The sequence below is a fragment of the Ferrigenium kumadai genome, from assembly GCF_018324385.1.
Taxonomy (GTDB): domain Bacteria; phylum Pseudomonadota; class Gammaproteobacteria; order Burkholderiales; family Gallionellaceae; genus Gallionella; species Gallionella kumadai.
In genome coordinates, this window is the sequence record NZ_AP019536.1 from 462,860 (window position 1) to 485,753 (window position 22,894).

18 protein-coding genes and 1 pseudogene are annotated in these 22,894 nt (G+C 60.3%); all 19 read left to right on the plus strand.

All coding sequences use genetic code 11. From position 1 onward, the window contains the following. Positions 1 to 272: 272 nt before the first annotated feature. Positions 273 to 1,682, plus strand: coding sequence for a hypothetical protein (locus FGKAn22_RS02140; RefSeq protein WP_212786343.1), 1,410 nt, complete (start codon positions 273 to 275; stop codon positions 1,680 to 1,682). A gap of 149 nt (positions 1,683 to 1,831) precedes the next feature. After that, positions 1,832 to 2,224 (plus strand): YkgJ family cysteine cluster protein, encoded by a 393-nt coding sequence (locus FGKAn22_RS02145; protein ID WP_212786344.1) that lies wholly within the window; start codon positions 1,832 to 1,834, stop codon positions 2,222 to 2,224. Between the two features lie 185 nt (positions 2,225 to 2,409). Beyond that, positions 2,410 to 4,332 carry a diguanylate cyclase gene (locus FGKAn22_RS02150; protein ID WP_212786345.1) on the plus strand — a complete coding sequence of 641 codons (1,923 nt, stop codon included), beginning with the start codon at positions 2,410 to 2,412 and terminating at the stop codon, positions 4,330 to 4,332. A gap of 356 nt (positions 4,333 to 4,688) precedes the next feature. Beyond that, positions 4,689 to 5,006 (plus strand): flagellar transcriptional regulator FlhD, encoded by a 318-nt coding sequence (flhD, locus tag FGKAn22_RS02155; protein ID WP_212786346.1) that lies wholly within the window; start codon positions 4,689 to 4,691, stop codon positions 5,004 to 5,006. A 13-nt stretch (positions 5,007 to 5,019) separates the two neighbouring features. Then, entirely contained in the window at positions 5,020 to 5,568 is a 549-nt protein-coding gene (gene flhC / locus FGKAn22_RS02160) for a flagellar transcriptional regulator FlhC (protein ID WP_212786347.1), read from the plus strand. A 195-nt stretch (positions 5,569 to 5,763) separates the two neighbouring features. After that, positions 5,764 to 6,609, plus strand: a complete 846-nt coding sequence (gene motA, locus FGKAn22_RS02165; protein ID WP_212786348.1) for a flagellar motor stator protein MotA — start codon at positions 5,764 to 5,766, stop codon at positions 6,607 to 6,609. An 18-nt stretch (positions 6,610 to 6,627) separates the two neighbouring features. Then, positions 6,628 to 7,617: a flagellar motor protein MotB gene (gene motB, locus FGKAn22_RS02170; RefSeq protein WP_212786349.1), complete on the plus strand. Its 990-nt coding sequence runs from the start codon at positions 6,628 to 6,630 to the stop codon at positions 7,615 to 7,617. Positions 7,618 to 7,913: 296 nt separating this feature from the next. Beyond that, positions 7,914 to 9,539 (plus strand): methyl-accepting chemotaxis protein, encoded by a 1,626-nt coding sequence (locus FGKAn22_RS02175; protein WP_212786350.1) that lies wholly within the window; start codon positions 7,914 to 7,916, stop codon positions 9,537 to 9,539. A 33-nt stretch (positions 9,540 to 9,572) separates the two neighbouring features. Then, a complete protein-coding gene (locus FGKAn22_RS02180; RefSeq protein ID WP_212786351.1) occupies positions 9,573 to 11,204 on the plus strand; it encodes a methyl-accepting chemotaxis protein in 1,632 nt (543 codons plus the stop codon). Positions 11,205 to 11,243: 39 nt separating this feature from the next. Continuing rightward, a complete protein-coding gene (locus FGKAn22_RS02185) occupies positions 11,244 to 12,848 on the plus strand; it encodes a methyl-accepting chemotaxis protein (RefSeq protein ID WP_212786352.1) in 1,605 nt (534 codons plus the stop codon). Positions 12,849 to 12,857: 9 nt separating this feature from the next. Next, entirely contained in the window at positions 12,858 to 14,933 is a 2,076-nt protein-coding gene (locus FGKAn22_RS02190; RefSeq protein WP_212786353.1) for a methyl-accepting chemotaxis protein, read from the plus strand. Positions 14,934 to 15,042: 109 nt separating this feature from the next. Further along, the gene (locus FGKAn22_RS02195) at positions 15,043 to 15,987 is read left to right on the plus strand and encodes a chemotaxis protein (RefSeq protein WP_212786354.1); all 945 of its coding nucleotides are present in this window, start codon (positions 15,043 to 15,045) and stop codon (positions 15,985 to 15,987) included. 31 nt (positions 15,988 to 16,018) lie between these two features. Next, on the plus strand, positions 16,019 to 16,966 hold the full coding sequence (locus tag FGKAn22_RS02200) for a chemotaxis protein (RefSeq protein WP_212786355.1): 948 nt from the start codon (positions 16,019 to 16,021) through the stop codon (positions 16,964 to 16,966). 56 nt (positions 16,967 to 17,022) lie between these two features. Continuing rightward, on the plus strand, positions 17,023 to 17,412 hold the full coding sequence (cheY, locus tag FGKAn22_RS02205) for a chemotaxis response regulator CheY (protein WP_212786356.1): 390 nt from the start codon (positions 17,023 to 17,025) through the stop codon (positions 17,410 to 17,412). Between the two features lie 8 nt (positions 17,413 to 17,420). Then, complete coding sequence (gene cheZ / locus FGKAn22_RS02210; protein WP_212786357.1) at positions 17,421 to 18,152, plus strand: protein phosphatase CheZ; 732 nt, start codon at positions 17,421 to 17,423, stop codon at positions 18,150 to 18,152. 66 nt (positions 18,153 to 18,218) lie between these two features. Beyond that, positions 18,219 to 20,060 carry a chemotaxis protein CheA gene (locus tag FGKAn22_RS02215; protein WP_212786358.1) on the plus strand — a complete coding sequence of 614 codons (1,842 nt, stop codon included), beginning with the start codon at positions 18,219 to 18,221 and terminating at the stop codon, positions 20,058 to 20,060. Then, on the plus strand, positions 20,060 to 20,899 hold the full coding sequence (locus tag FGKAn22_RS02220) for a CheR family methyltransferase (RefSeq protein ID WP_212786359.1): 840 nt from the start codon (positions 20,060 to 20,062) through the stop codon (positions 20,897 to 20,899). Before FGKAn22_RS02215 ends, FGKAn22_RS02220 begins: the two co-directional genes overlap by 1 nt. 53 nt (positions 20,900 to 20,952) lie before the next feature. Further along, positions 20,953 to 21,528: pseudogene (locus tag FGKAn22_RS02225) on the plus strand (chemotaxis protein CheB); the annotation flags it as partial. A gap of 92 nt (positions 21,529 to 21,620) precedes the next feature. Next, the gene (flhB, locus tag FGKAn22_RS02230; protein WP_212786361.1) at positions 21,621 to 22,802 is read left to right on the plus strand and encodes a flagellar biosynthesis protein FlhB; all 1,182 of its coding nucleotides are present in this window, start codon (positions 21,621 to 21,623) and stop codon (positions 22,800 to 22,802) included. The last annotated feature ends 92 nt before the right edge of the window (positions 22,803 to 22,894 follow it).

Sequence of the window (22,894 nt, forward strand, 5' to 3'; positions counted from 1 at the left end):
ATTGTCCATAGGGTCGAGAGGAGCAACCGGGATTCCGGAGGGTGCTCCGTTAGCAACCCAAAGGCCTTGCATAGAGCGTCGGCGAATGAAACGACAAGTATGGGATGCCTCCGTCTTGGAGGTCTGTTGCAAAAAAACAACACCATTCCACTAAACTTTTGACAGCCCTTTGCGCGTCTCTATAAAGTGCGTCCCCAGTGATGGCAGGGAGGTCTTGCAGTCACTTGAAGTTGTATAACATCAATCAACTTTCTTTAAATAGAGGAAAACACATGAAGAAGATCGTTCTCTCTCTGGCAGGCGTGTTGGCAGCAACCGCATTTGCTCCAGAAGCGTCCGCTTTGCCCGCGTTTGCTCGTCAAACCGGCATGGCATGTAGCGCATGTCACCAACAACACTTCCCGATCCTGAATGGTTTCGGCCGCGCATTCAAGGCAGCTGGCTACACCATGATGGGTGCACAAGGCAAGGTTGAAGGCGAGCACCTGTCCATTCCCGACACCCTGAACGCTGCTATCCTGGCCAAGGTGCGTTATGTGAAGCGCAGCGGCGTGGCTAGCGGTACCGGCAACGGTCTGGGTCAGACCGTGGGCGGCGGCCAATGGCAATTCGGCGACGAATTCAGCCTGTTCTTCGGTGGCCGCGTGGCTGAGAACATCGGCTTCCTGCTCGAAGGCAACCTGGCTAACCACACTGCTGGTGTTGATACCGTTACTGCTGGCACTCCGACCAACAACGTCATCGCCGGTACCGGTGGCATGCTGGCCGGCTTCAAGCTGCCGGTGATTTTCGACGTGGGCAGCGCCAAGGTCGGCGCAGTTCCGTTCACTACCGATACACTGGGCGCTTCCTACGGCTTCGAACTGTCCAGCACCGGCGTGCTGCGTGCTAACCGTTGGGCCGAACAGCGCCGCGACATTTCTGCGGTTCAGTACGCGGCTGCTGACGGTCTCGGCGGCAATTACACCGGCGCTGCAACCGGCGTTGCGCTCATTGCTCAGAACGACTTCGGCTACATCAACTTCACTCGCTGGACTCCTAACTTCGCGCCTGGCGCGAATGGACAGGCTGTTCCTTCGTACGACATGAAGTCCAACTATCTGCGTATCGCAGCTACTCCGACTCTGGGCGACTGGGCTACCCACATCGGCGCCGGCTTCATCAGCGGCTCCTCCGAAGCTGGCCCGACCGGTGACGGCGGTGCTGCAGCTGGCCCCGCACTCTTGGGCCTCGGCGTTGCCAACGGTGCGGTGTACCAGACCAAGGCTACCTTCGCAGACCTGCAGGCTCACGGCTCCGTGGGTGGCAAGGACCTGGGCGTGTATGCAACTTGGGCGAAGTCTCCGGCTTCCGGCGCAACCTGCGTGGTTGGTACCGCTACCAACAACCAGTGTAACCTGTACAACAGCTCGACTACCGTCGCCAAGAGCGCTTGGACCCTCGGTGCTGAGTACAGCGTGATCCCGAATGCCCTGCACATCGGCGCGGCTTACCGTTCCGGTACTCGTCCGCTCGCTGGCGTGGCATCCAAGGACAACAGCTTCATGGTGTCCGTGGTGTATGACCTGGCCCAGAACGTTGCTCTGCACCTGAACCAGAGCGCACGCAGCGGTAGCTTCTACAACGTTGCTGCACCGGTTGGCAAGAGCGAAACTCTGATGATGCTGGAAGCTGCATGGTAAGTTGACGGAATCGAGGAGAGCCATCTGATGTCTTAGGTGGCGATCCAAGAAACTGCTGACTAATGAACAGGGGGGACTTCGGTCCCCCCTGTTTTTTTTTGTCTGGAGCCGCTACACTCGCCGGCCTTTTCGTATCTCTTCAATCGAATATGACGAACGCCGAAAAACTTGCCCGGATCGATGAGTTGCTAAGCACGATCCCGGGCTTTCCCTGCAAGCCCGGCTGTGCCGATTGTTGCGGTCCCGTCGAGATGACGCGACTGGAGTATCACCGCGTGATCAAGGCTTCCGGCCGAACCTCTGAGGATGTGAAGCGACAGATGCAATCCGGCCTCAAGCGTGGCGATTACCATTGCCCATTGCTTGATCGCAAGACCAATCGCTGCTCGGTGTATGCCGTGCGCCCGGCAATCTGCAGGTTGTTCGGTGTGGTCAAGGACAGGATGCCTTGTCCGCATGGCTGCGCTCCCGATGCGGCGGTGCAGCTGAGCGATGAGAGGGCTCGCGAGATCCTGGCGCTGGTCGAAGAATTGGGAATGTGATTCAAGGGCCGAGGCATGTTTGCCAGTGCATAACCAACGACTTGCCTAGCGTCGTTTGCTAGTTAGTCGGATGGCTAGTAGTTCGAACAGGGGAGACTTCGGTCTCCCCTGTTTTTTTGCATCTATTCGTAGCATATGGTGTGCGCAGCTGCGGTACACTCGGACTTGAGTCTTGGAGTGTATTGATGTCTGTTCCCGAAAATCCGGTGTTGACCCGTTTGAAGATCAGCGGACGCCTGCCCACCCCGAAAGGAGTGGCGCTGGAGGTGATCAATCTGACTCAGCGCGAGAATGCATCCAATCATGAGATCGCCCGTCTGATCGGCAGCGATCCCGCGCTGAGCGCGCGGGTCATCAAGGCGGCCAATATGTTGCTCGCCAATCCCGTCAGGCCGATAGTCGGCATCGCGGATGCCGTGACGGTGCTGGGTGCGCGCGCCTTGCGCCAGCTGGTGCTGGGCATTTCTCTGATCGTGGATTACCGGCATGGGCCCTGCGAAAAGTTCGACTACCCTTATTTCTGGGCGCATTCGTTGCTGACGGCTATCGCCGCGCGGCATCTGGCGCAGCGGGCGCGCCTGGCCGCCGCCGAGGAGATCTTCGTGCTGGGCCTGCTTGGGCATATCGGGCAATTGGCGCTGGCGACGGTGTACCCGGATGACTACGGGACGCTGCTCGAACAGGCTCAGGACGAGGCGTTGACTGAGCAATACCGGTTGGAGTACGACAGGTTCGGTTGTGATCGGGCGGAGATGAGCGAGGCGATACTAGCCGAATTGCAATTCCCGAAGATCTTTCAGATGCTGGTTCGCGATTTTCCCCGACCGGAAGCCAGCAAGGTGGTCGAGGGATCGCGCGAGTGGCGCCTGTTGAATTTGTTGCACGTGGCGTCGCTGATGGCTGATGTGAGCATGTCCGGCCAGGCCGGGCGCGGCGTATTGCTGGCGAAGTTGCGTGTGCAGGCCGCGCGCGTAGGCGTGGAGGAGGATTTTCTGGCTGAGGTCGGCGATGCCTGCGCGCGCGAATGGGGGGAGTGGACGTCCCTGCTTAATATGGGGGGCTGGCATATTCCCTCGTTTGCCGAGTTGCTGCGCCAGTCGGATAGCGCCGATGTGGCGATCGAGGTACCGCAATGGCCACATGCCGACCAGGCGCACTATAAGCTGCGGGTGCTGGTGGTAGAGGATGACCGGTCCATGCGGGTGTTGCTGGAGGCGATGCTGAAGTCGGCCGGACATGATGTAACGGTCGCTCGCAACGGCGCAGAGGCGATGCGCTTGTTCGACCAGGTGCGCCCGCAGCTGGTGATCACCGACTGGAGGATGCCGGAAATGGGCGGCATCGAGCTGTGCAGCAAGCTGCGCGAAAGCGCCGAGCGGCGCAATGTGTATGTGACCATCCTGACTTCGCAGGAAAGCGTGGACCGGCTGGTCGAGGCATTCGAGGCGGGCGCGGACGATTACCTGGTCAAGCCGCTCACGCAGAAGATATTTTTCGCACGGCTGCGTGCCGCGCAGCGGGTGGTGCAGTTGCAGGAAGAGCTGGCTTTCGACCGCGAACAACTGGTGCGTTTTTCCCGCGAACTGGCCGAGTCCAATGAGCGTCTGCAACGCCTGGCGTTGACCGATGCGCTTACCGAATTGCCCAACCGCCGGTTTGCGAGGGAGCGTCTCGAGCAGGAGTGGGCGTTATCCCAGCGCGGTGAGCGCGCATTGTCGTGCATGATGGTCGATATCGATCATTTCAAGTCAATCAACGATGAGTTCGGGCATCAGACGGGGGACGATGCGCTGAAATTCGTCGCCGATACCTTGCGTCAGTCGGCGCGCACCCAGGATGTGGTGTGTCGTTATGGTGGTGAAGAGTTCGTGGTGATCTGTCCGGACACCGATATCGAGGCGGCTCGCCAGTGCGCCGAGCGGCTGCGGCTGAATGTGGCCGCGCAGCCCCTCAAGAGCCAAACGGGGAATATCCATTTGACCGTCAGCATCGGCGTGGCGGAAAAGAAAGAGGGCATCGACTCGATCGAGGATTTGCTGATCCGCGCCGACGAGCGTTTGTATGCGGCGAAAGAGGCGGGGCGGAATCGGGTGATTTTTGAAAAATAAATCGACAGAATTTATAACTCATTGATATTGGGCAAGTAAATTTTCGCAAATCGCCCTAAAGTTTCCCTTGATGCTGCCGATAACTCAACTAAGAGCGCTGGTTTTGACCCCTTGCAAGCCGGCGCCTCACCCCAACCCTCCGCTCTCACCCTGAGGCGGAGGGTTGCGTTTTGTAAGGAAAATTCCTACAGGCTCCATTCTGGAATTCTTACAAAAAAAACGGCACGCTTCTGATTTCCTCCCATCGCCCCGCCCGGAATAATGCAACCGTCGAGATTCGGTATGCATGCGCTACCTCAATCATCGAATGAATCACTTTGATTCACCCGTTCTTCACTGGCTTACAAGGGGGCTATATGAACACCATGCAATTGCAAGAAGGCATCCGCGAAATGAATCTGACTTATCTGATGCTGGCTCAGCAGATGATCAAGGAAGACAAGCCGTCCGCGATTTTCCGTTTGGGGCTGAGCCAGGATATGGTGGACGTGATTGCCAGCCTGACGCCTGCGCAAGTCATCAAGATGGCCGCGTCCAACATGCTGCTGTGCCGTTTCCGCTTCGACGAGAATCTGCTGCTCAACATGGTCACCGGCTTCAGCAAGGATCGCATGATGTCCCAGGCGCATGCGGCGATCCTGATGTCGGCCCAACCCGTCGAAGAACTGGCGTAGAAAGGTGGTTGCCGTGGCTGCTAAAACCGTATTGGGCGAGGCTCAACAGGTCAAGGTCGCGATCGAGCTGATCGAGCTGGGCGCGCGCTTGCAATTGTTGCAGGAAGAGACTTCGCTGAGCCGAGAGCGCTTGCTCCGGCTGTATAAGGAAATTAAGGGCGAATCGCCTTCCAAGGGGATGCTGCCTTACTCGACCGATTGGTTCATGAGCTGGCAGCCGAATATCCATTCGTCCCTGTTCATGGATATCTATCAGTTCCTGGTCAGGAACGCCGGGATCGACGGCGTGCAGGCGCTGATCACCGCTTACCGTTTGTATCTCGACCAGATGCAGGGCATCGACGGCGCCGAGCCGGTGCTGAGCATCACCCGTGCCTGGTTTCTGGTGCGCTTCTTCAAGGCAGGGATGCTGCAACTCGTTCCATGCAAGGAGTGCGGCGGCCACTTTGTGACGCATGCGGATGACTTGCATAACAACTACGTGTGCGGCATTTGCCATCCTCCCGCACGAGCCGGAAAAACCAAGGCGGCCAAGCTGGCTGACCTCGCCGCCGCAGCCTGAATTCCATAACTCCTTCGCCAAGCTGACTTCGCTATCGATTGTCAAGGGGCGGCGGCTTCCCATATGCCATCCAAGTGGCTGCCCGTATTGCAGATTTGCTTTAGAATGCGTATGAGGCACGGCTCGCAAGCTGACAATGATGGCGCCGGCGAGCCCCCTTGGCAGGGATAAAAAATAACAGGGAGCGAAGAGTATATGCTAGTCATCGTCGGTTATGTCGTGGTGTTGGGCTCGGTGTTCGGAGGCTTTGCGTTGGCCGGCGGGCATCTGGGCGCACTGTTCCAGCCAGTGGAGTTGCTGATGATCGGCGGAGCCGCGCTAGGCGCCTTTTTTGTGGGCAATTCCGGCAAGGCGATCAAGGCTACGTTGAAAGATCTGCCGTCGGTACTCAAAGGCCCCAAATACACCAAAGAAACATACATGGAGCTGATGTATGAGCTGCTCGGCAAAGTGCGCAAGGAAGGGTTGATGTCGATCGAGGGCGATGTCGAGAAACCCGAAGAAAGCCCGATCTTCGCCAAATACCCCAAAGTCCTCTCCGATCATCATGTGGTCGAATTCATGACCGATTATCTGCGCATCATGGTCAGCGGCAACCTGAATGCGATGGAGATCGAGAATCTGATGGATGTCGAGATCGAGACGCATCACCATGAAGCGCTGGTGTCCTCCCATGTGATCGCCAAACTGGGAGATGCGATGCCAGCCTTCGGTATCGTCGCGGCGGTGATGGGCGTGGTGCATACCATGGAGTCGGTCGGCATCCCTCCCTCCGAATTGGGGATATTGATCGCCCACGCGCTGGTGGGCACCTTCCTCGGCATCCTGCTGGCTTACGGGTTTGTGGGTCCATTGGCCACGCTGCTGGAGCAGAAGGCCGAAGAGGGCACCAAGATGTTCCAGACCATCAAGGTCACGTTGCTGGCCAACCTCAATGGCTATGCGCCGGCGATGGCCGTCGAATTCGGCCGGAAGGTGCTGAACTCCACCGAGCGTCCGGGCTTCATCGAGCTGGAACAGCACGTCAAACAGAAACGCTAAGCGAGCGCGGAGACCGGCATGGCCGATGACAGGAACAAGAAACCCATCGTCGTAAAGCGCATCAAGAAGGTGGTGGGCGGGCATCATGGCGGTGCATGGAAGATCGCCTATGCCGACTTCGTGACGGCGATGATGGCGTTCTTCCTTCTGATGTGGCTGCTGGGTTCGACGGCCAAGGGCGATCTGCAGGGGATCTCCGAATACTTCAAAACGCCGCTCAAGGTTGCCCTGATGGGCGGAGAGGGCAGCGGCGACAGCACCAGCATCATCAAGGGCGGCGGAAAAGACCTGACGCGCAGCGAGGGGCAGGTCAAGTCCGGCGCGCAGGTCGAAGAAAAGAAAGTCGTCGATATCAAGGCGGCGCAGCAGGAAATATTGCGTATCGAGCGCGAGAAGGAAGTCGAAAAGCTCAAGGAGCTGAAGACCAACATCGAGAAGGTGATCGAGAACAACGCCAAGCTGCAGAAATTCAAGAACCAGATCCTGCTCGACATCACCAGCGAAGGGCTGCGCATCCAGATCGTTGATGAGCAGAACCGCGCGATGTTCCAGAGCGGACGCGCACAGCTCGAACCCTACACCAGGGAAATTCTGCACGAGATCGGCAAGACACTGAACGAGGTGCCCAACAAGATCAGCCTGTCCGGCCATACCGACGCTGCTCCCTACAGTGGAGGTGGCAAGGGCTACAGCAACTGGGAGCTGTCCGCGGACCGGGCCAATGCATCGCGCCGCGAGTTGATCGCGGGCGGCATGGCGGAGGACAAGATCGTGCGCGTGGTGGGCTTGTCGTCGGCCGTGCTGTTCAACAAGGACGATCCGCTGAGTCCGGTCAACCGCCGCATCAGCATGATCGTGATGAACAAGAAGGCCGAAGAGGCTGCGCGCCACGATGGCGGCAAGGTCGGCGTGGAAGCCGAAGCGAACGATGAAAAACTTGGCGACACCATCAAGCAAGGCGTGGGCTCGCTTCCACCTGCGCCGATGCCTCCTGCCAAGGTCAATTGACGCGCTGCTGCCGATTCCCCGTTCTGAACCAACTTCCTGGCGACATTGTCGCGGGGGCATCCCTTCCCTGAATTCCGCCTGTGTTGTTCCGGTCGGGCGAGCAACCAAACGGCAGGTTTAATCATGAACCGGGATGTAGGAATTTTGCCTACACGAGTTGTAGGAAGCTCGCCTAAACATCCGAATTGAAGAGGTTTTTTATCGCTGTTCGCCTAAAGAAAATTGATTTGTTGCCGTTAGAGTACAGACCATAACGGGATTCCCCCATGCAGTCCGGCACTCAGGAGAGGACAAAAATGAATAATTGGTGGAGCAGGCTTTCGCTCAAGAACAAGCTGCAGATTCCCATCCAGCTGATTCTGCTGGCGATCATGGTGATCGCGCAGCGCGCCGCGCTGGACAAGTTCGAAGCGCGGGTGTTTGAGGAAACCAGGCAAAAAGCCGCAGTCGCCGCCGACGGTGTGCTGAACGGGCTGAACATGCTGATGCTCAATGGCATCATTAGCGATGCCGACCAGCGTGCGCTGTTCGTCCACAAGATGGGCGCGTCTGACAAAGTGCTGGACTTGCGTGTCATCCGCAACAAGCCGGTGCAAGATCAGTTCGGCCCTGGGCTGCCTTCCGAGCAGGCACAGGATGAGATGGACAAACTCGCTTTGGCCTCCGGCAAGGAGCAGACCAGCTTGCAGAGCAAGAATGGCGCGCAAGCCTTGCGCGTGGTGGTGCCGTTCATCGCCAGAAAAGATTTCCGCGGCACCAATTGCCTGATGTGCCATACCGTCCCGGAAGGAACGGTCAATGGCGCGGCCAGCATCACCGTGGATATTTCCGATGAGCTGGCAGTGATCCGCAAGGCCAACATGGTGCTTTGGGGGGCGCAGGTCGTCGTGCAGATATTCCTCTACTTCCTTATCGGCTGGCTGATCAGTTTCGTCATTCGCCCCACCCGCGAGTTGCAAAAAGCCATGCAGACCATGCAGGCCGATAGCGACCTGGCCAAGCGTGTCGCGGTGCGCAGCGAAGACGAGATCGGCAAGACCGCGCAGGCATTCAACGAACTTACCGGCAGTTTCCAGGTCGCCGTGAGCCAGGTCGAAGGGCATGCCACCCAGGTGGCCAGCGCCGCGCACTCCCTGGCGCAGGATGCCGAGCAGCTTGCTCAAAGCGCCCAGTCACAGAGCGATGCGGCTGCCGCCACGTCAAGTGCGGTGGAGCAGGTGAGCGCGAGCATCGCTCAGGTCGCAGAGGGGGCCAATCATGTGGCCCGGCTGTCGCACGAGAGCCTGGAGCGTGCCAATCGCGGGCAGGAGAGCCTGCAGGAGATGGTGCAGGAGCTGGAGCGTGTGGAGAGCGCGGTCAAGGAGATAGCGACCTCGGTGGGCGAATTCGTCAGCAACACCCAGAGCATCACCAACATGACGCAGCAGGTGCGCGACATTGCCGAGCAGACCAACCTGCTGGCATTGAATGCGGCGATCGAGGCGGCGCGTGCCGGCGAACAGGGCCGCGGTTTCGCCGTGGTGGCGGACGAGGTGCGCAAGCTGGCGGAGAAGTCCGCCCAATCGGCCACGCAGATCGACGAGGTGACGCAGTCGTTGGGGGCGCAATCGGGCCAGGTCGAAAAGACCGTGCAGCGCGGCATGAGCGCATTGCAGAGCAGTCAGGAGCACATCCGCGAGGTGACGGGGGTGCTGGTCGAGGCGAACACATCGGTGGATAGCGTCAATCGCGGCCTGGAGGAGATCTCCGTTTCCATCAACAGGCAGCGCGATGCCAGCCAGGAGATCGCGCGCAACGTCGATCAGATCGCCATGATGGCGAGCCGCAGCAACGACGTGGTCAAGCGCACGGTGGAGGCGGTGAAATCGATGGAGTCGCTCTCCGAAAATCTCAGCAAGACTGTCAGGCGTTTCAAGGTTTAGAACTATAGGCGATCAACCGTACAGGTGAATGAAATGAATAATTGGTGGAGTGCCCTTTCGATCAAGAACAAGCTGCAGATTCCCATCCAGCTGATATTGCTGGTGGTGTTGATCAGCGCGCAGCGCTGGGCTTTCGACCAGTACGAGGCACGTGTGCTGGAAGATGCGAAGAACCGAGCGGCGATCCCCGCGGACGGGGTGTTCAATGGCCTGAACATGATGATGCTGAACGGCACCATCGGCGATGCCGAGCAACGGCGTCTGTTCGTCAAGAAGATGGCGGCTTCCACCAATGCGGAAGAGCTGCGTACCATCCGCGGCAAGCAGGTTCAGGAACAGTTCGGGCAGGCGCAGCCCGACGAGCAGGCCAAGGACGAACTCGATCGTTCTGCGTTGCAGACCGGCCAGCGGCAGAGCGAGTTGGTCGACCATGAGGGGAAACGGATATTGCGCGTGGTCGAGCCGTTTGCGGCGGCCAGGGATTTTCGCGGCACCGGCACCAATTGCCTGCAGTGTCACACCGTCGAGGATGGCGCGGTGATCGGTGCGGTCAGCGTCAGCCTGGACATGACCGCAGAATACGATGCGATGAACCGTGCCAGCGCAATCCTGTGGGGCGGACAGTTGCTGATCCAGCTGGTACTGTTCTTCGTGATCGGCTGGCTGATCAACCAGGTGACCCGGCCCACCCGTGAGTTGCAGCAGGTCATGCTGGCGATGCAGGCCGACGGCGACCTGACGCGCCGCGTCACGGTGCGCAGCAGGGACGAGGTGGGGCAGATGGCGGTTGCGTTCAATGCCCTGATCGACAGCTTCACGACCATCATCCGGCAGGTGCTCGGCAATGCAGACAATGTGAGCAAGACGGCCAGCCGCATCGCCGCTACGTCGGCGGGTATCACCCGCAGTTCGCAGGCGCAGAGCGAGGCGGCCTCTTCCACCGCGGCCGCGGTGGAAGCCGTGACTGTCAGCATCAATTCGGTGGCGGAAAATACCGAGGCCGTGCACAACCTCTCCGAGAAAAGCCTGCAACAGACCGAGGAGGGGAACCGCAGCGTGGCGGAGATGGTGCATGAGATCCAGAGCATCGAAAATACCGTGCAGCAGATCGCGCAGGCGGCCGACGAGTTCGTCGAGAGCGCTCGCACCATCGCCAGCATGACCCAGCAGGTCAAGGACATCGCAGACCAGACCAACCTGCTGGCGCTGAACGCGGCGATCGAAGCGGCGCGCGCCGGCGAGCAGGGACGCGGCTTCGCCGTGGTGGCCGACGAGGTGCGCAAGCTGGCGGAGAAATCCGCACAGTCGGCAACCGAGATCGATAAGGTGACCAGCAAGCTGGACGAGAAGTCGAGTCGCGTCGAACAGGCCATCGCCTCCGGAGCGCAGTCCTTGCAAACCACGCACAAGCATGTCGAGAAGATGTCCGTTGTGCTGAGCGAGGCGGGATCGGCGGTCAGGGAGTCGAACGTGGGAGTCGGGGAGATCGCGGTGTCGGTCGCCGAGCAGGGCAGGGCCAGCAGCGAGATCGCGCGCAATATCGAGCAGATCGCCAAAATGGCCGAGAACAATTACGTTGCGATCGAGCAAACGGGGCGGGACATCGGCGAGCTGGAGCGCATGGGTGTCGAGTTGCAGGGCGCGGTCGCGCGGTTCCGGGTGTAACGTCCGAGAGCGCCAGTCGAGGTACAGGAGGAGCGAATCATGCAAAAGAAAATGCTAGCTTTGGTCGGGTTGTTCGCCCTTTCCATCGTCGCCATCATCGCGTTGTCCTGGATCGGGATGAACAAGCTCGGCAAGCTCCAGGAAGAGAGTTATGCCCGTGCCGAGGAGAGCGCCCAGGCGACAGCGGCTGCCTCTATAGGCTTGGAGATGTACCAGGCTGCCGCCGAAAGTGTGATCAATATCGATCTGGCAGCAAGCACCAAAGCCTGGCAGGAAACCAAGGGGGCCGCAGCCAAACGGCTGGAGGCCATTGCGCAAATCGTCGATACCGACGAGGAGCGGCAGTTGGTCAAGGACGCGCAGCAGGCTTACCGCGATTTCGTCGATATTTACGAAAAGGAGATGCTGCCGCTGTTGCGTACGGCGCAAAAAGACATGACGGCGGTTGCGGCGGTTGATGACAGGCTGGATGCCAAGGAAACCGTGATCGACAAAAACATGTACAAGATTCGGGACTCACTGAACAATGAAGGCCGTGCCGCACAGGAATTGTTCGTTTCCTCTCACAATACGACCACAACCGAGTTGCTCGTGATCGGCATTGCAATCCTGGTCGCGGCAGTTCTGTTCGGTCTGGGTATAACACGCAATGTCCTGCGCCAACTGGGCGGTGATCCTGCGGAGGTGGCTCAGGTGGTGAACACGATGGCCTCCGGCAACTTTGCGATGGCGTCCCGTCATCGGCCCGTCGCGGGCAGCTTGCTGGCGGATGCTTACCAGATGCAGGCGGCGTTGCGCGACATGATAGGCAAGATCAAGAACCAGGCCGATCAGGTCGGAGACATGGCGCACAGCCTCGCGGCCTCGGCCAAGCAGATCGCCGAGAACGTCAACCATGAGTCGGATGCGGTGAGCGGCATGGCAGCCGCGATCGAGGAAATGAGCGTGTCCACCACGCATATCAGCGATCAGGGCGGAAACGCGAAGCGTATCGCCGACGAGTCGCGCAGCAGCGCAGCGCAGGGCGCGCAAGTGGTCAACCGGACGGTATCGGGGCTGCTGGCGACTGCGCAGGAGATCGAGAGTGCCTCCGGCGAGGTGTCTCGCCTCGGCGAAAATGCGTCGCGCATCAGCGATGTGGTGAATGTCATCAAGGAGATCGCCGACCAGACCAACCTACTGGCGTTGAATGCAGCGATCGAGGCGGCGCGAGCCGGCGAGCAGGGGCGCGGTTTTGCCGTGGTGGCGGACGAGGTGCGCAAGCTGGCCGAGCGCACCGCCAATGCGACCAACGAGATCAATGAGATGTCCGCCAGGATCGGTGAAGTGGCGAACAACGCCCTGGGCGGCATGGACAAGGTGGTGAATACGACCCGCCAGGGTGTGGCCGATGCCGAAACGGCTCAGGGCTCGATCGCATCCATCCAGCAGAGCTTCGGCGAGGTGTCCGGGGTGATCGACGATATTTCCGCCGCGCTTGCCGAACAGAACATCGCTTCGACCGATCTGGCGAAGAGCACGGAGCGCGTGGCGCAGATGTCCGAGGAGAATTCCAGTGCGGCGCAAAGCCTGTTGCAGCTGGCGAATGCGCTCGAAGAAAAGGCCGCGCAGGTGCGCGGTGCGGTAGAAGTGTTCAGGGTCTAGGTGATTATCATGCAAAACAAAAACGCACACGTTACGCAAAAGGAGGTGCCTTTCCCGCCAGGGAAGGTGTTGATCTCCAAGACCGACATCAAGGGCATCATCACCTACGCCAATGACGCGTTCGTGGCCATCTCCGGTTACACGCGCGAGGAGCTGCTCGGCAAGAACCACAACATCGTGCGCCACCCCGACATGCCGCCGCAGGCATTCAAGTGGCTGTGGAACACGCTGAAAGCGGGGCGCCCGTGGCGCGGCGTGGTAAAGAACCGTTCCAAGAACGGCGACCACTACTGGGTGCGCGCCACCATCGCGCCCATCATCGAGAACGGCAGCATCACCGGCTACGTGTCAGTGCGCCGTCCGCCCACGCGCGAACAGGTTACCGATGCGGAAGCGCTGTACCGGAAGCTGAATGCGAGCGGCGCGCCGGTCATGTCGAAATACGAGCGGCTGAAGTTCAAGAACTGGCCGCTGACCGCCAAGATGCAATTGCTGATCCAGGCGACGCTGATCATCGTGTTGAGTATGGCGCAGGTTTATATTTCCTCGAATCTCAGGAGCGAATCGAAACTGCTGGCCACCGAGAAGGGGGAGCAACTGGCCAACGAGATCATCGACAGCTCGAACATGCTGATGGTGACGGGGCAGATCGGCGACGCGGGCAACCGCCAGTTGCTGATCAAAAAGATCGATTCGTCCAGCGACGTCAAATCGGCGCAGATCGTTCGCACCAAGCCGGTGGTGGATATGTATGGTCCCGGCCTGGCTGAAGAGCAGATCAAGGATGAAGTGCAACGGCAGGTGATCGAGAGCAAGCAGCAAAGCGTGGCCTTTACCAAGGACGCCAACGGATTGCCGATCTTGCGGGTGGTGACGCCGGTGGTGGCGAGCAAGGATTTCCACGGCACCGATTGCACCGGCTGTCATGCCGTGGCGGAAGGCACGGTGCTCGGGGCGACCGACGTGGTGATCGACATGAAGCCGGACTATGATCGCATCCACCGTATGGAGATGCAGACGATAGGCGGCCAGATCGCCTTGCACATCTTCCTGTTCTTCTTCATCGGCTATTGCGTCAATCGCTATGTCGACCGCCCGGCCAATGCGGTCAAGCGGGAGTTCAGGAACGTCATGGAGGGCAATCTCGACAGCGAGCTGGATATCTCCATCTGGGATGAGATGGGCTTCCTGTTGTGCGAGATCCAGACCATGCAGACCTATCTGCGCACCATGGTGGACGAGATTGTGACGCCGGTGGCGCAGATCCAGAAACGCATCGAGGACATGGACGCCAGGGTGTCCGGTGTGGCGGACAATGCGGTGACCGAGCAGGATCATATCCAGCAGATCGCCAGCACGATGGAGGAATTCAGCCAGTCGGTCGCCGAAGTGGCGAACATGGCCGACGATTCGCTCAAGGACGCGCGGGCGATGCAAAAGATCGTCGAGGAAAACAATCGCAACATGGAGCTCAGCATCGCCGCAACCAGCAAGGTGTCGGATACCGTGCAGTCTTCCAGCAAGACGATCTCCGATCTGGGGGCGTCCATCGAGAAGATCGGTGTGATCGCGAATGCCATCAAGGATATCGCCGACCAGACCAATCTGCTGGCGTTGAATGCGGCTATCGAGGCGGCGCGTGCCGGCGAGCAGGGGCGCGGTTTTGCGGTGGTGGCGGACGAGGTTCGCAAGCTTGCCGAGCGCACGGCCACCAGCACCAAGGACATCGCCAAGACCATCGGCGAGATCAATGCGATCTCCGAAGCGGCGGTGCAATCCATGCACGGTGCGGTGTCCGAAGTCGAAAGCAGCATAGGCCTGATCCGCAAGAACGGCGAGGGGCTGAAAGAGATCATGAGCGCCTCGGTCAATGTCGCCGAACGCGTCGACCACATCGCCATGGCGTCCCGCGAACAATCGGCTGCCGGCGAGAGTGTGGCGAACAGCCTGGAGCGCATCACCGGCCTGGTGGACAACAATACCCATTCCGCCAAGGATGCCAAGGCCGCAGCGGAAGAGCTGGCCAGCTCGGCCGATGAATTGCGGAAGGCAGGGTATCCGTTGACCAAGTGCGGGCTTGGGTGAGGGACATTTACAAGATGGTTTTGTCATTAAACCGTGCCATGGCGGCGAAGCGATGGATGCCCGGGGAAGACCGGGTGACGGATGTGGAGCTTCAAGAGAGGAATGAGAAATGTCGGACCTGTTAAAAAATATTGATGCGCGAACCAAGCTGGCGGGAACCAACAAGCTGGAGATTCTGATGTTCACGCTCGGGCACGACAAGCGCACCGGGCGCGAGGAGACCTACGGCATCAACGTATTCAAGGTGCGCGAGGTGATGCGCATCCCGCAGATCACCCGTGCGCCGGAGATGCCGGAGTCGGTAGAGGGCATGGTCAGCCTGCGCGGTGCGCTGGTGCCGGTGATCGACCTGGCCAAATATGCGGGCGTCGATTCCGAGGACAAGCCGGAGATCATGATCGTCACCGAATACAACGGCCATACACAGGGCTTCCTGGTCAAGGCGGTGGACAACATCCTGCGCCTGGATTGGTCGGCGATGCGCGTGCCGCCCGCGATGCTGGTGGCGCAAATGGGCGGACTGGTGACGGCGATCACCGAATTGAAGGATGGCCGCCTGGTGATGATGATGGACGTGGAAAAGGTGCTGTCTGAGACCAGCCGTTTCGATGCCGACGATTTGATCCTCAAGAGCGTGAAGCCGCTGGACAAGGAGGACCGTACGGTGTTCTTCGCCGACGATTCCTCGGTGGCCAGGCACCAGATCGCGCGCACCCTGGACGCGATGGGCGTGAAATACATCGCCGCGATCAACGGCCGCCAGGCGTGGCTGGAACTGTCGAAGATGGCGGATTACGCGGATGCGACCCATACGCAGGTCAGGGACATGGTGCAGGTGATCCTCACCGACGTGGAGATGCCCGAGATGGACGGTTACATGCTGACGCGCAAGATCAAGTCGGACAAGAGATTCAGCGGCATACCGGTGCTGATGCACTCGTCGCTTTCCAGTTCGTCTAACCAGCAACTCGGCAAGACCGTCGGGGTGGACGAGTATGTGCCGAAGTTCGAGCCGCAGAAGCTGGCTCAGACGTTAGCGCGGTTGTTGGCTTGATATCCCGGCAACGCATGCGAGGAGAGGAATGATGAGTTATACAGAAGACATGTTGGGTGGCAATCAGGATAGTTTGCTGGACCATATCGATGCACGCACCAATCTGGCCGGCACCAACAAGATGGAGATCCTGTTGTTCGGCTTGGGCAGCGACGAAAAATTCGGCATCAACGTGTTCAAGGTCAAGGAGGTGTGCCAGGCCGGCAAGATCACCCGCACGCCGAACATGCCGCACGGCGTGGACGGCATCGTGAGCCTGCGCGGCCACGTGATGCCGGTGCTGAACCTGGCCAAATTCATGGGGGCGCCGGGGGGCGAGAGCAACCAGACCATGCTGGTCGCCGAATACAACCGCCATATCCTCGGATTCCTGGTGAAAGGGGTAGACCGCATCATCCGCGTCGATTGGGACAAAGTGCGCGCTACCGAGGGGATGCTCTCGGACAAGGGCGCGCTCATCACCGCCATCACCGAACTGGAGGACGGCTCGCTGGTGTCCATCCTCGATGTCGAGCAGATACTGGCGAATGCGTTCGGCGAGGGCGTGGTCGGCAACGTGGAGCGGGTGCATTCCGACCGCGAACTGTGCATCTTCTTCGCTGACGATTCGCTGGTGGCGCGCAGGAAGATCGGCGAGGTGCTGGACAAGATGGGGGTCAAGCACATCCAGGCGAACAATGGCCGCGAGGGCTGGGACCGGCTCAAGGCGATGGCGGACGCCGCGCAAAGCGCCGGAACCAACCTGCACGACCAGATCCAGGTGATCCTGACCGATGCGGAGATGCCGGAGATGGACGGCTACGTGCTGACCCAGAACATCAAGGGCGACCACCGTTTCGACGACATCCCGGTGGTGATGCATTCGTCGCTGTCCTCGGATGCGAACCGCGCAATGGGCAAGCGCGTCGGGGTGGACTATTACGTGTCGAAGTTCGATTCGCTGGTGTTGTCGGAAACGTTGCGTCCGTTGCTGGTTTGATGCCGCAGGTTGCGTAGGGGCGGGTTTCAGATCCGCCCGTACATAAGGAGAAGGTTGTGGGAATAGAAGATACAAAATTTCTGGTGGTGGACGATTTCTCCACGATGCGCCGCATCGTGCGCAACCTGCTCAAGGAGCTGGGGTTCGTCAACGTCCAGGAGGCGGAAGACGGAGTCGATGCGCTGGCCAAGTTGCGCGCCGATAAATTCGATTTCGTAGTGTCCGACTGGAACATGCCGAACATGACTGGCATCGAGTTGTTGCGCAACATCCGCGCGGATGCCAATCTCAAGCACTTGCCGGTCCTGATGGTGACGGCTGAGGCGAAGAAGGAGAACATCATCGAGGCGGCACAGGCGGGTGCCTCGGGTTATGTGGTGAAGCCGTTCACCGCGGCGACGCTGGATGAGAAGCTGAAGAAAATTTTTCAAAACATGCAAAAGTGAGTGATGCCATGGCTACCAATACTGCAACCCAAGATTCCGACGATCTCGAGGCCCTGTTCGACAGCATCGTCGCCGCGAACACTGCGGAATCCGCGCCGCAGGGCGCCGCCAACGAAAGCCCGGCCGGCAGCGCGGACAACAGCAAGGTGATCAACCAGATCGGCCAGATGGCGCGCACGCTGCACGACACCTTGCGCGAACTGGGCTTGCAGAAGGAGATCGAGAAGGCCGCCTCCACCATCCCCGATGCGCGCGACCGCCTGAATTACGTGGCGACGCTGACGCAACAGGCGGCGGAGCGCGTGCTGAACGCGACCGAGGCGGCGCAGCCGGTGGTGGAGAAGATGGAAGTCGAGGCGCACCGCCTGTCCAAACAATGGGAATTGCTGTTCGAGAAGAAGCTGGATGTCGAGCAGTTCAAGAATCTGGTCACGCAGACCCATGCCTTCCTGTATGAAGTGCCGAAGCAGACCAAGGTGACCAATACCTACCTCATGGAGATCATGATGGCGCAGGATTTCCAGGACCTGACAGGGCAGGTCATCAAGAAGATCATCGAGGTGACGCAGAACATGGAACAGCAGCTGCTGGCGCTGTTGCTGGAAAATGCGCCGGCCTCGGTCAAGGCAGAGATCAACACCGGGCTGCTGAATGGCCCGGTCATCAATCCGGCAGGGCGCACGGATGTGGTGAGCAACCAGGATCAGGTGGACGATTTGCTGGAAAGTCTGGGATTTTAACTGTAGGTCGGACTTCAGTCCGACAAGGTGCGTCGGGTTAAAACCCGACCTACAAGGAGTGTAAACATGAACGACTTCGTTGGAATGGAAGAGCTGCTGCAGGATTTCTTGCTGGAAGCCGGGGACATGCTCTCCGAGGTGGACAGCAAGCTGATGGATCTGGAGAAATACCCCGAGGACAGCAAGCTGCTCAATGAGATATTCCGCGGTTTCCACACCATCAAGGGCGGCGCGGGCTTCCTCAATGCGACCGAGCTGGTGACCCTGTGCCACCTCACCGAGAACCTGTTCGACAAGCTGCGCAACCGTGAACTCACCCTGAGCGCGGAACTGATGGATGTGATCTTCGCCGCAACCGCCGAGGTGCGCAGGATGTTCGGCGCGTTGCAGCAAAGCCTGCAACCCAGCGCGGCTCCGGCCGACGTGATCGACGGCCTGAAGGCCGCATTGAGCGGGAAGGCCATCGCGCCGGTTGCGAAGAGCGCTGCACCTGCAGCCGCTCCGGCGCCAGCACCAGGTGCATCGGCTCCAGCGGGGGCGGATGGCGTGGATTGGGAAAAACTGTATAACGCGCTGACCGGTGGCAGCGACATCGTCGCGCAGGTTGGTGCGAAACGCGACCCGGAAGAGATCAAGCAGGCGATCAACGAGGAAGAGTCCACCAAGAAGGCCTTCGGGCGCCGCGCCAGCGACGTGCCCGGCGCGACTGTGGGCCGCCGCGAGGGCGACGTTCCGGCGAAGGAAGCGAAGGAGTCCACCATCCGCGTGGACACCGACCGGCTGGATCAGGTGCTGAACCTGTCCGGCGAGATCGGCCTGACCAAGAACCGCCTGACCCACTTGCGTTCCAACATCATGCAGGGCCGCAACGACGCGGACACCCTGCGTGAACTCGACCAGTCGGTCAGTCAGCTGGACATGCTGGTGGTGAACCTGCAGAACGCGGTGATGAAGACGCGCATGCAGCCCATTGGCCGGCTGTTCAAGAAATACCCGCGCCTGGCGCGCGACCTGGCTCGCTCGCTGGGCAAGGACGTGGAACTGGTGCTGTCCGGCGAAGAGACCGAGATGGACAAGACCATGATCGAGGACCTCAACGATCCGCTGGTGCACCTGGTGCGCAACGCGGTGGACCACGGCGTGGAAACGGTGGAAGGCCGTATCGCCGCCGGCAAGCCGGAGAAGAGCATGGTCGAACTTTCCGCGCGTCAGGAAGGCGACCACATCCTGATCACCATCGCGGACGACGGCCGCGGCATGCGTCCCGAAGTGATCCGCAACAAGGCGGTCGAAAAAGGACTGATCACCAACGAGATCGCCAATACTCTGGACGAGAGCCAGTGTCTGGAACTGATCTTCCTGCCGGGCTTCTCGACCAAGGACGAGATATCCAGCGTGTCCGGGCGCGGCGTGGGCATGGACGTGGTGAAGACCAACATCCAGAAGCTCAACGGCTCTATCGCCATCCACTCCGAGCCCGGCAAGGGCAGCGTGTTCACCATCACCCTGGCGATCCTGCCGGTGCTGATCCTGCGCCTGGGCGAGCAGTCGTTCGCCGTGCCGCTGTCGATGGTGCGCGAGATCCTGTCCGTGACGCCGGAGCAGTTGCAGCAGGTTTCCGGCAGGGCGACCATGGTGGTGCGCGGCGAGGTGCTGCCGGTGCTGCCGCTGGCGCAGCTGATCGGCTGGGAGCAAAGCGGCTCACCGGAAGTGGGCGTGCTGATGCAGTTCGGCAACAACAGCTTCATCCTGTCGGCGGATGGCTTCGCCGGGCACGATGATGTTGTGATCAAGTCGCTGGACACCTTCCGGCCCAAGGGCGTGGCGGGCGTGACCATGTCCAGCGAGGGCGACATCGTGCTGATCCTCGACATCAAGGAGCTGCTCAGCGACGTGCGCGGACATTGATGACTACGCCGCTAACGCGCGAATTCCACTTCACCGCGCAGGACTTCCAGCTGATCCGCAAGCTGATCCGCGAGCATGCCGGGATCGCGCTGGGCGACACCAAGCAGGAACTGGTATACAGCCGCCTCGCCAGGCGGCTGCGCGCGACCGGCATCAAGACCTTCGCCGAGTATCTGGAGCGCTTGCAACGGGGCGATGAGGCGGAGTGGGAGGCATTCACCAATTCGCTGACCACCAACCTCACTTCGTTCTTCCGCGAGGCGCACCATTTCCCCGTTCTGGCCGAACACCTGCGCAAACTGGGCACGGCGAGGCCCATCGTGCTGTGGTGCTCCGCCTGTTCGACGGGGGAAGAGGCCTATTCCATGGCGATGACCGCGGTGGAGGCATTCGGCGGCTTTGACTGTCCGGTCAGGATCATCGCCTCCGACCTTGATACCAGGGTGTTGCAGAGCGCTCGCACCGGCCGCTACAAGCTGGAATCCGTGATCAAGATGTCGCCAGCGCAGATCGACAGATTCTTCGTGCGCGGCAAGGGCGAGGATGCCGGCTTCGTGCAGGTGCTCCCCGAGCTTCAGCGCATGGTCAGCTTCCAGCGCATCAATCTGCTGGACGGCAGCTGGCCGATACGCGAACAACTGGATGCGATCTTCTGCCGCAATGTGATGATCTATTTCGACAAGGATACGCAACTGGCGATACTGAAAAAGTTCGCTCCCCTGTTGCGGAGCGACGGCCTGCTGTTCGCGGGCCACTCCGAGAGTTTCTACCACGCCGATGCCTGGTTCAAGCTGCGCGGCCACACCGTGTACGAGCTGGCCAGGGGCCTTCGCGCATGATGGATCATGATGCCGAGCCATCGTCCGGCAGTACTCACGGCACTTTGCTGGGGAGCGGGCGGCGCATCATCGTGGTCGGCTCGTCTACCGGCGGTACGGAGGCGCTCAAGGTGTTCCTGACGGGGATGCCGGCGCATGCACCGGCCATCCTGATCGCGCAGCATATGCCCGAATCGTTCACACATTCGTTCGCCGCGCGGCTGGACGGCCTGTGCCGGATGCGGGTGAAGGAGGCCGAGCACCACGAGGTCATCCAGCCGGGGCATATCTACCTCGCCCCCGGCCATTCCCACCTGTTGCTGGAGCGCTGCGGCGCAGGGTATTGCACGGCGCTGAGCAAGGACCCGCCGGTGAATCGACACCGGCCTTCGGTCGAGGTGCTGTTCCATTCCGCCGCGAAGTTGCTGGGCAGCAATGCCGTCGGCGTGATGCTGACCGGCATGGGCAAGGACGGCGCGGCGGCGATGCTGGAGATGCGCCGCGCCGGGGCGTACAACTTCGCGCAGGACGAGGCGAGTTGCGTGGTGTTCGGCATGCCGCGCGAAGCCATCGCGCTGGGCGCGGTGGACGAGGTCGTGCCGCTGGAAAAAATGATGGAACGCGTGCTGGCCCACCTGAAAATCGGCTAATAGCCTTCGAATACCCCCGCTATTCGCGCGATCGAACTTGCACGGGTTGCCGATAATCGCCATGACGCCGCATTGCGGCAGGGACGGCCCCCATGGCAGAAGACAGCGATCTAGAAAAAACAGAACAGCCCTCACAGCGGCGACTTGACCAGGCAAGAGAAAAAGGTCAAGTCGCGCGCTCACGCGAGCTGTCCACCTTCGCCGTGCTGCTGGCGGGCGGCGGGACGCTGTGGTTCATGGGCGATACGTTCACCCAGCACATGGTCAAGCTGCTGCACGACGGCCTGACGCTCGACCGCGAGATGGCGTTCAATCCCAGCCTGATGACCTTGCGTCTGTATGATCTTTCTCTGGAAGTGCTGATCACCTTCGCGCCGTTGCTGCTGGCGGTACTGCTGGCTGCGGCATTTTCCCCGATGCTGCTGAACGGCTGGATCTTCAGTGCCCAGGCTCTGCAGCCGCAGTTCTCCCGAATGAATCCGATCTCCGGCATCGGCCGGATGTTCTCCGCGAATTCGCTGGTCGAGCTGGCCAAGGCGATCGCCAAGTCGCTGCTGATCGGCGGCGTTGCCGCATGGGTGATCTGGCACAACAAGGATGCGGTGATGGCGCTCGGTGCGCAATCTGCGGTCGATGCCATTCCGGAAATGGGCCACCTGGTCGGTTCGAGTTTCATGATGATCGTCGGCGCGATGTTGCTGATCGTGCTGATCGATGTGCCGTTCCAGCTGTGGGATCACAACAAGAAGCTGATGATGACCAAGGAAGAGGTGCGCCAGGAATCCAAGGAGAGCGAGGGCGACCCGATGGTCAAGGGACGCATCCGCCAGTTGCAGCGCGAGGCTGCCCGTCGCCGCATGATGGCTGCGATCCCGACCGCCGATGTGGTGGTGACCAACCCGACGCACTATGCGGTGGCGCTGAAGTACGCCGAGACCGGGATGCGCGCGCCGGTGGTGGTGGCGAAAGGCTCGCATCTGATGGCATTGCGCATCCGCGAGATCGCCCGGGAGAACCATGTGCCCATCCTCGAAGCGCCGCCGCTGGCGCGTGCGTTGCACAAGCATACCGACCTGGGCGAATCCATCCCCGAGGCGCTGTATACCGCCGTCGCCCAAGTGCTGGCTTATGTCTTCCAGTTGCGCAGCTACGAAAAGCAGGGCGGAGCGCGTCCGCAGGAGCCGGGTGAATTGCCGGTGCCGAAGGAGCTCGATCCGGCCAGCCAGCCCCAGCCGCCAGGGCAGCAGGAAAAGCGCGAACTGCCGGGTTGGTAGCCCGGCGCGGCAAATAGCAGCGGAAAACCCCCCTTATTCACATCATCGCTTGCGCGGCAGTTCCAGATAATAGGCACTACCAAGGAGTCATT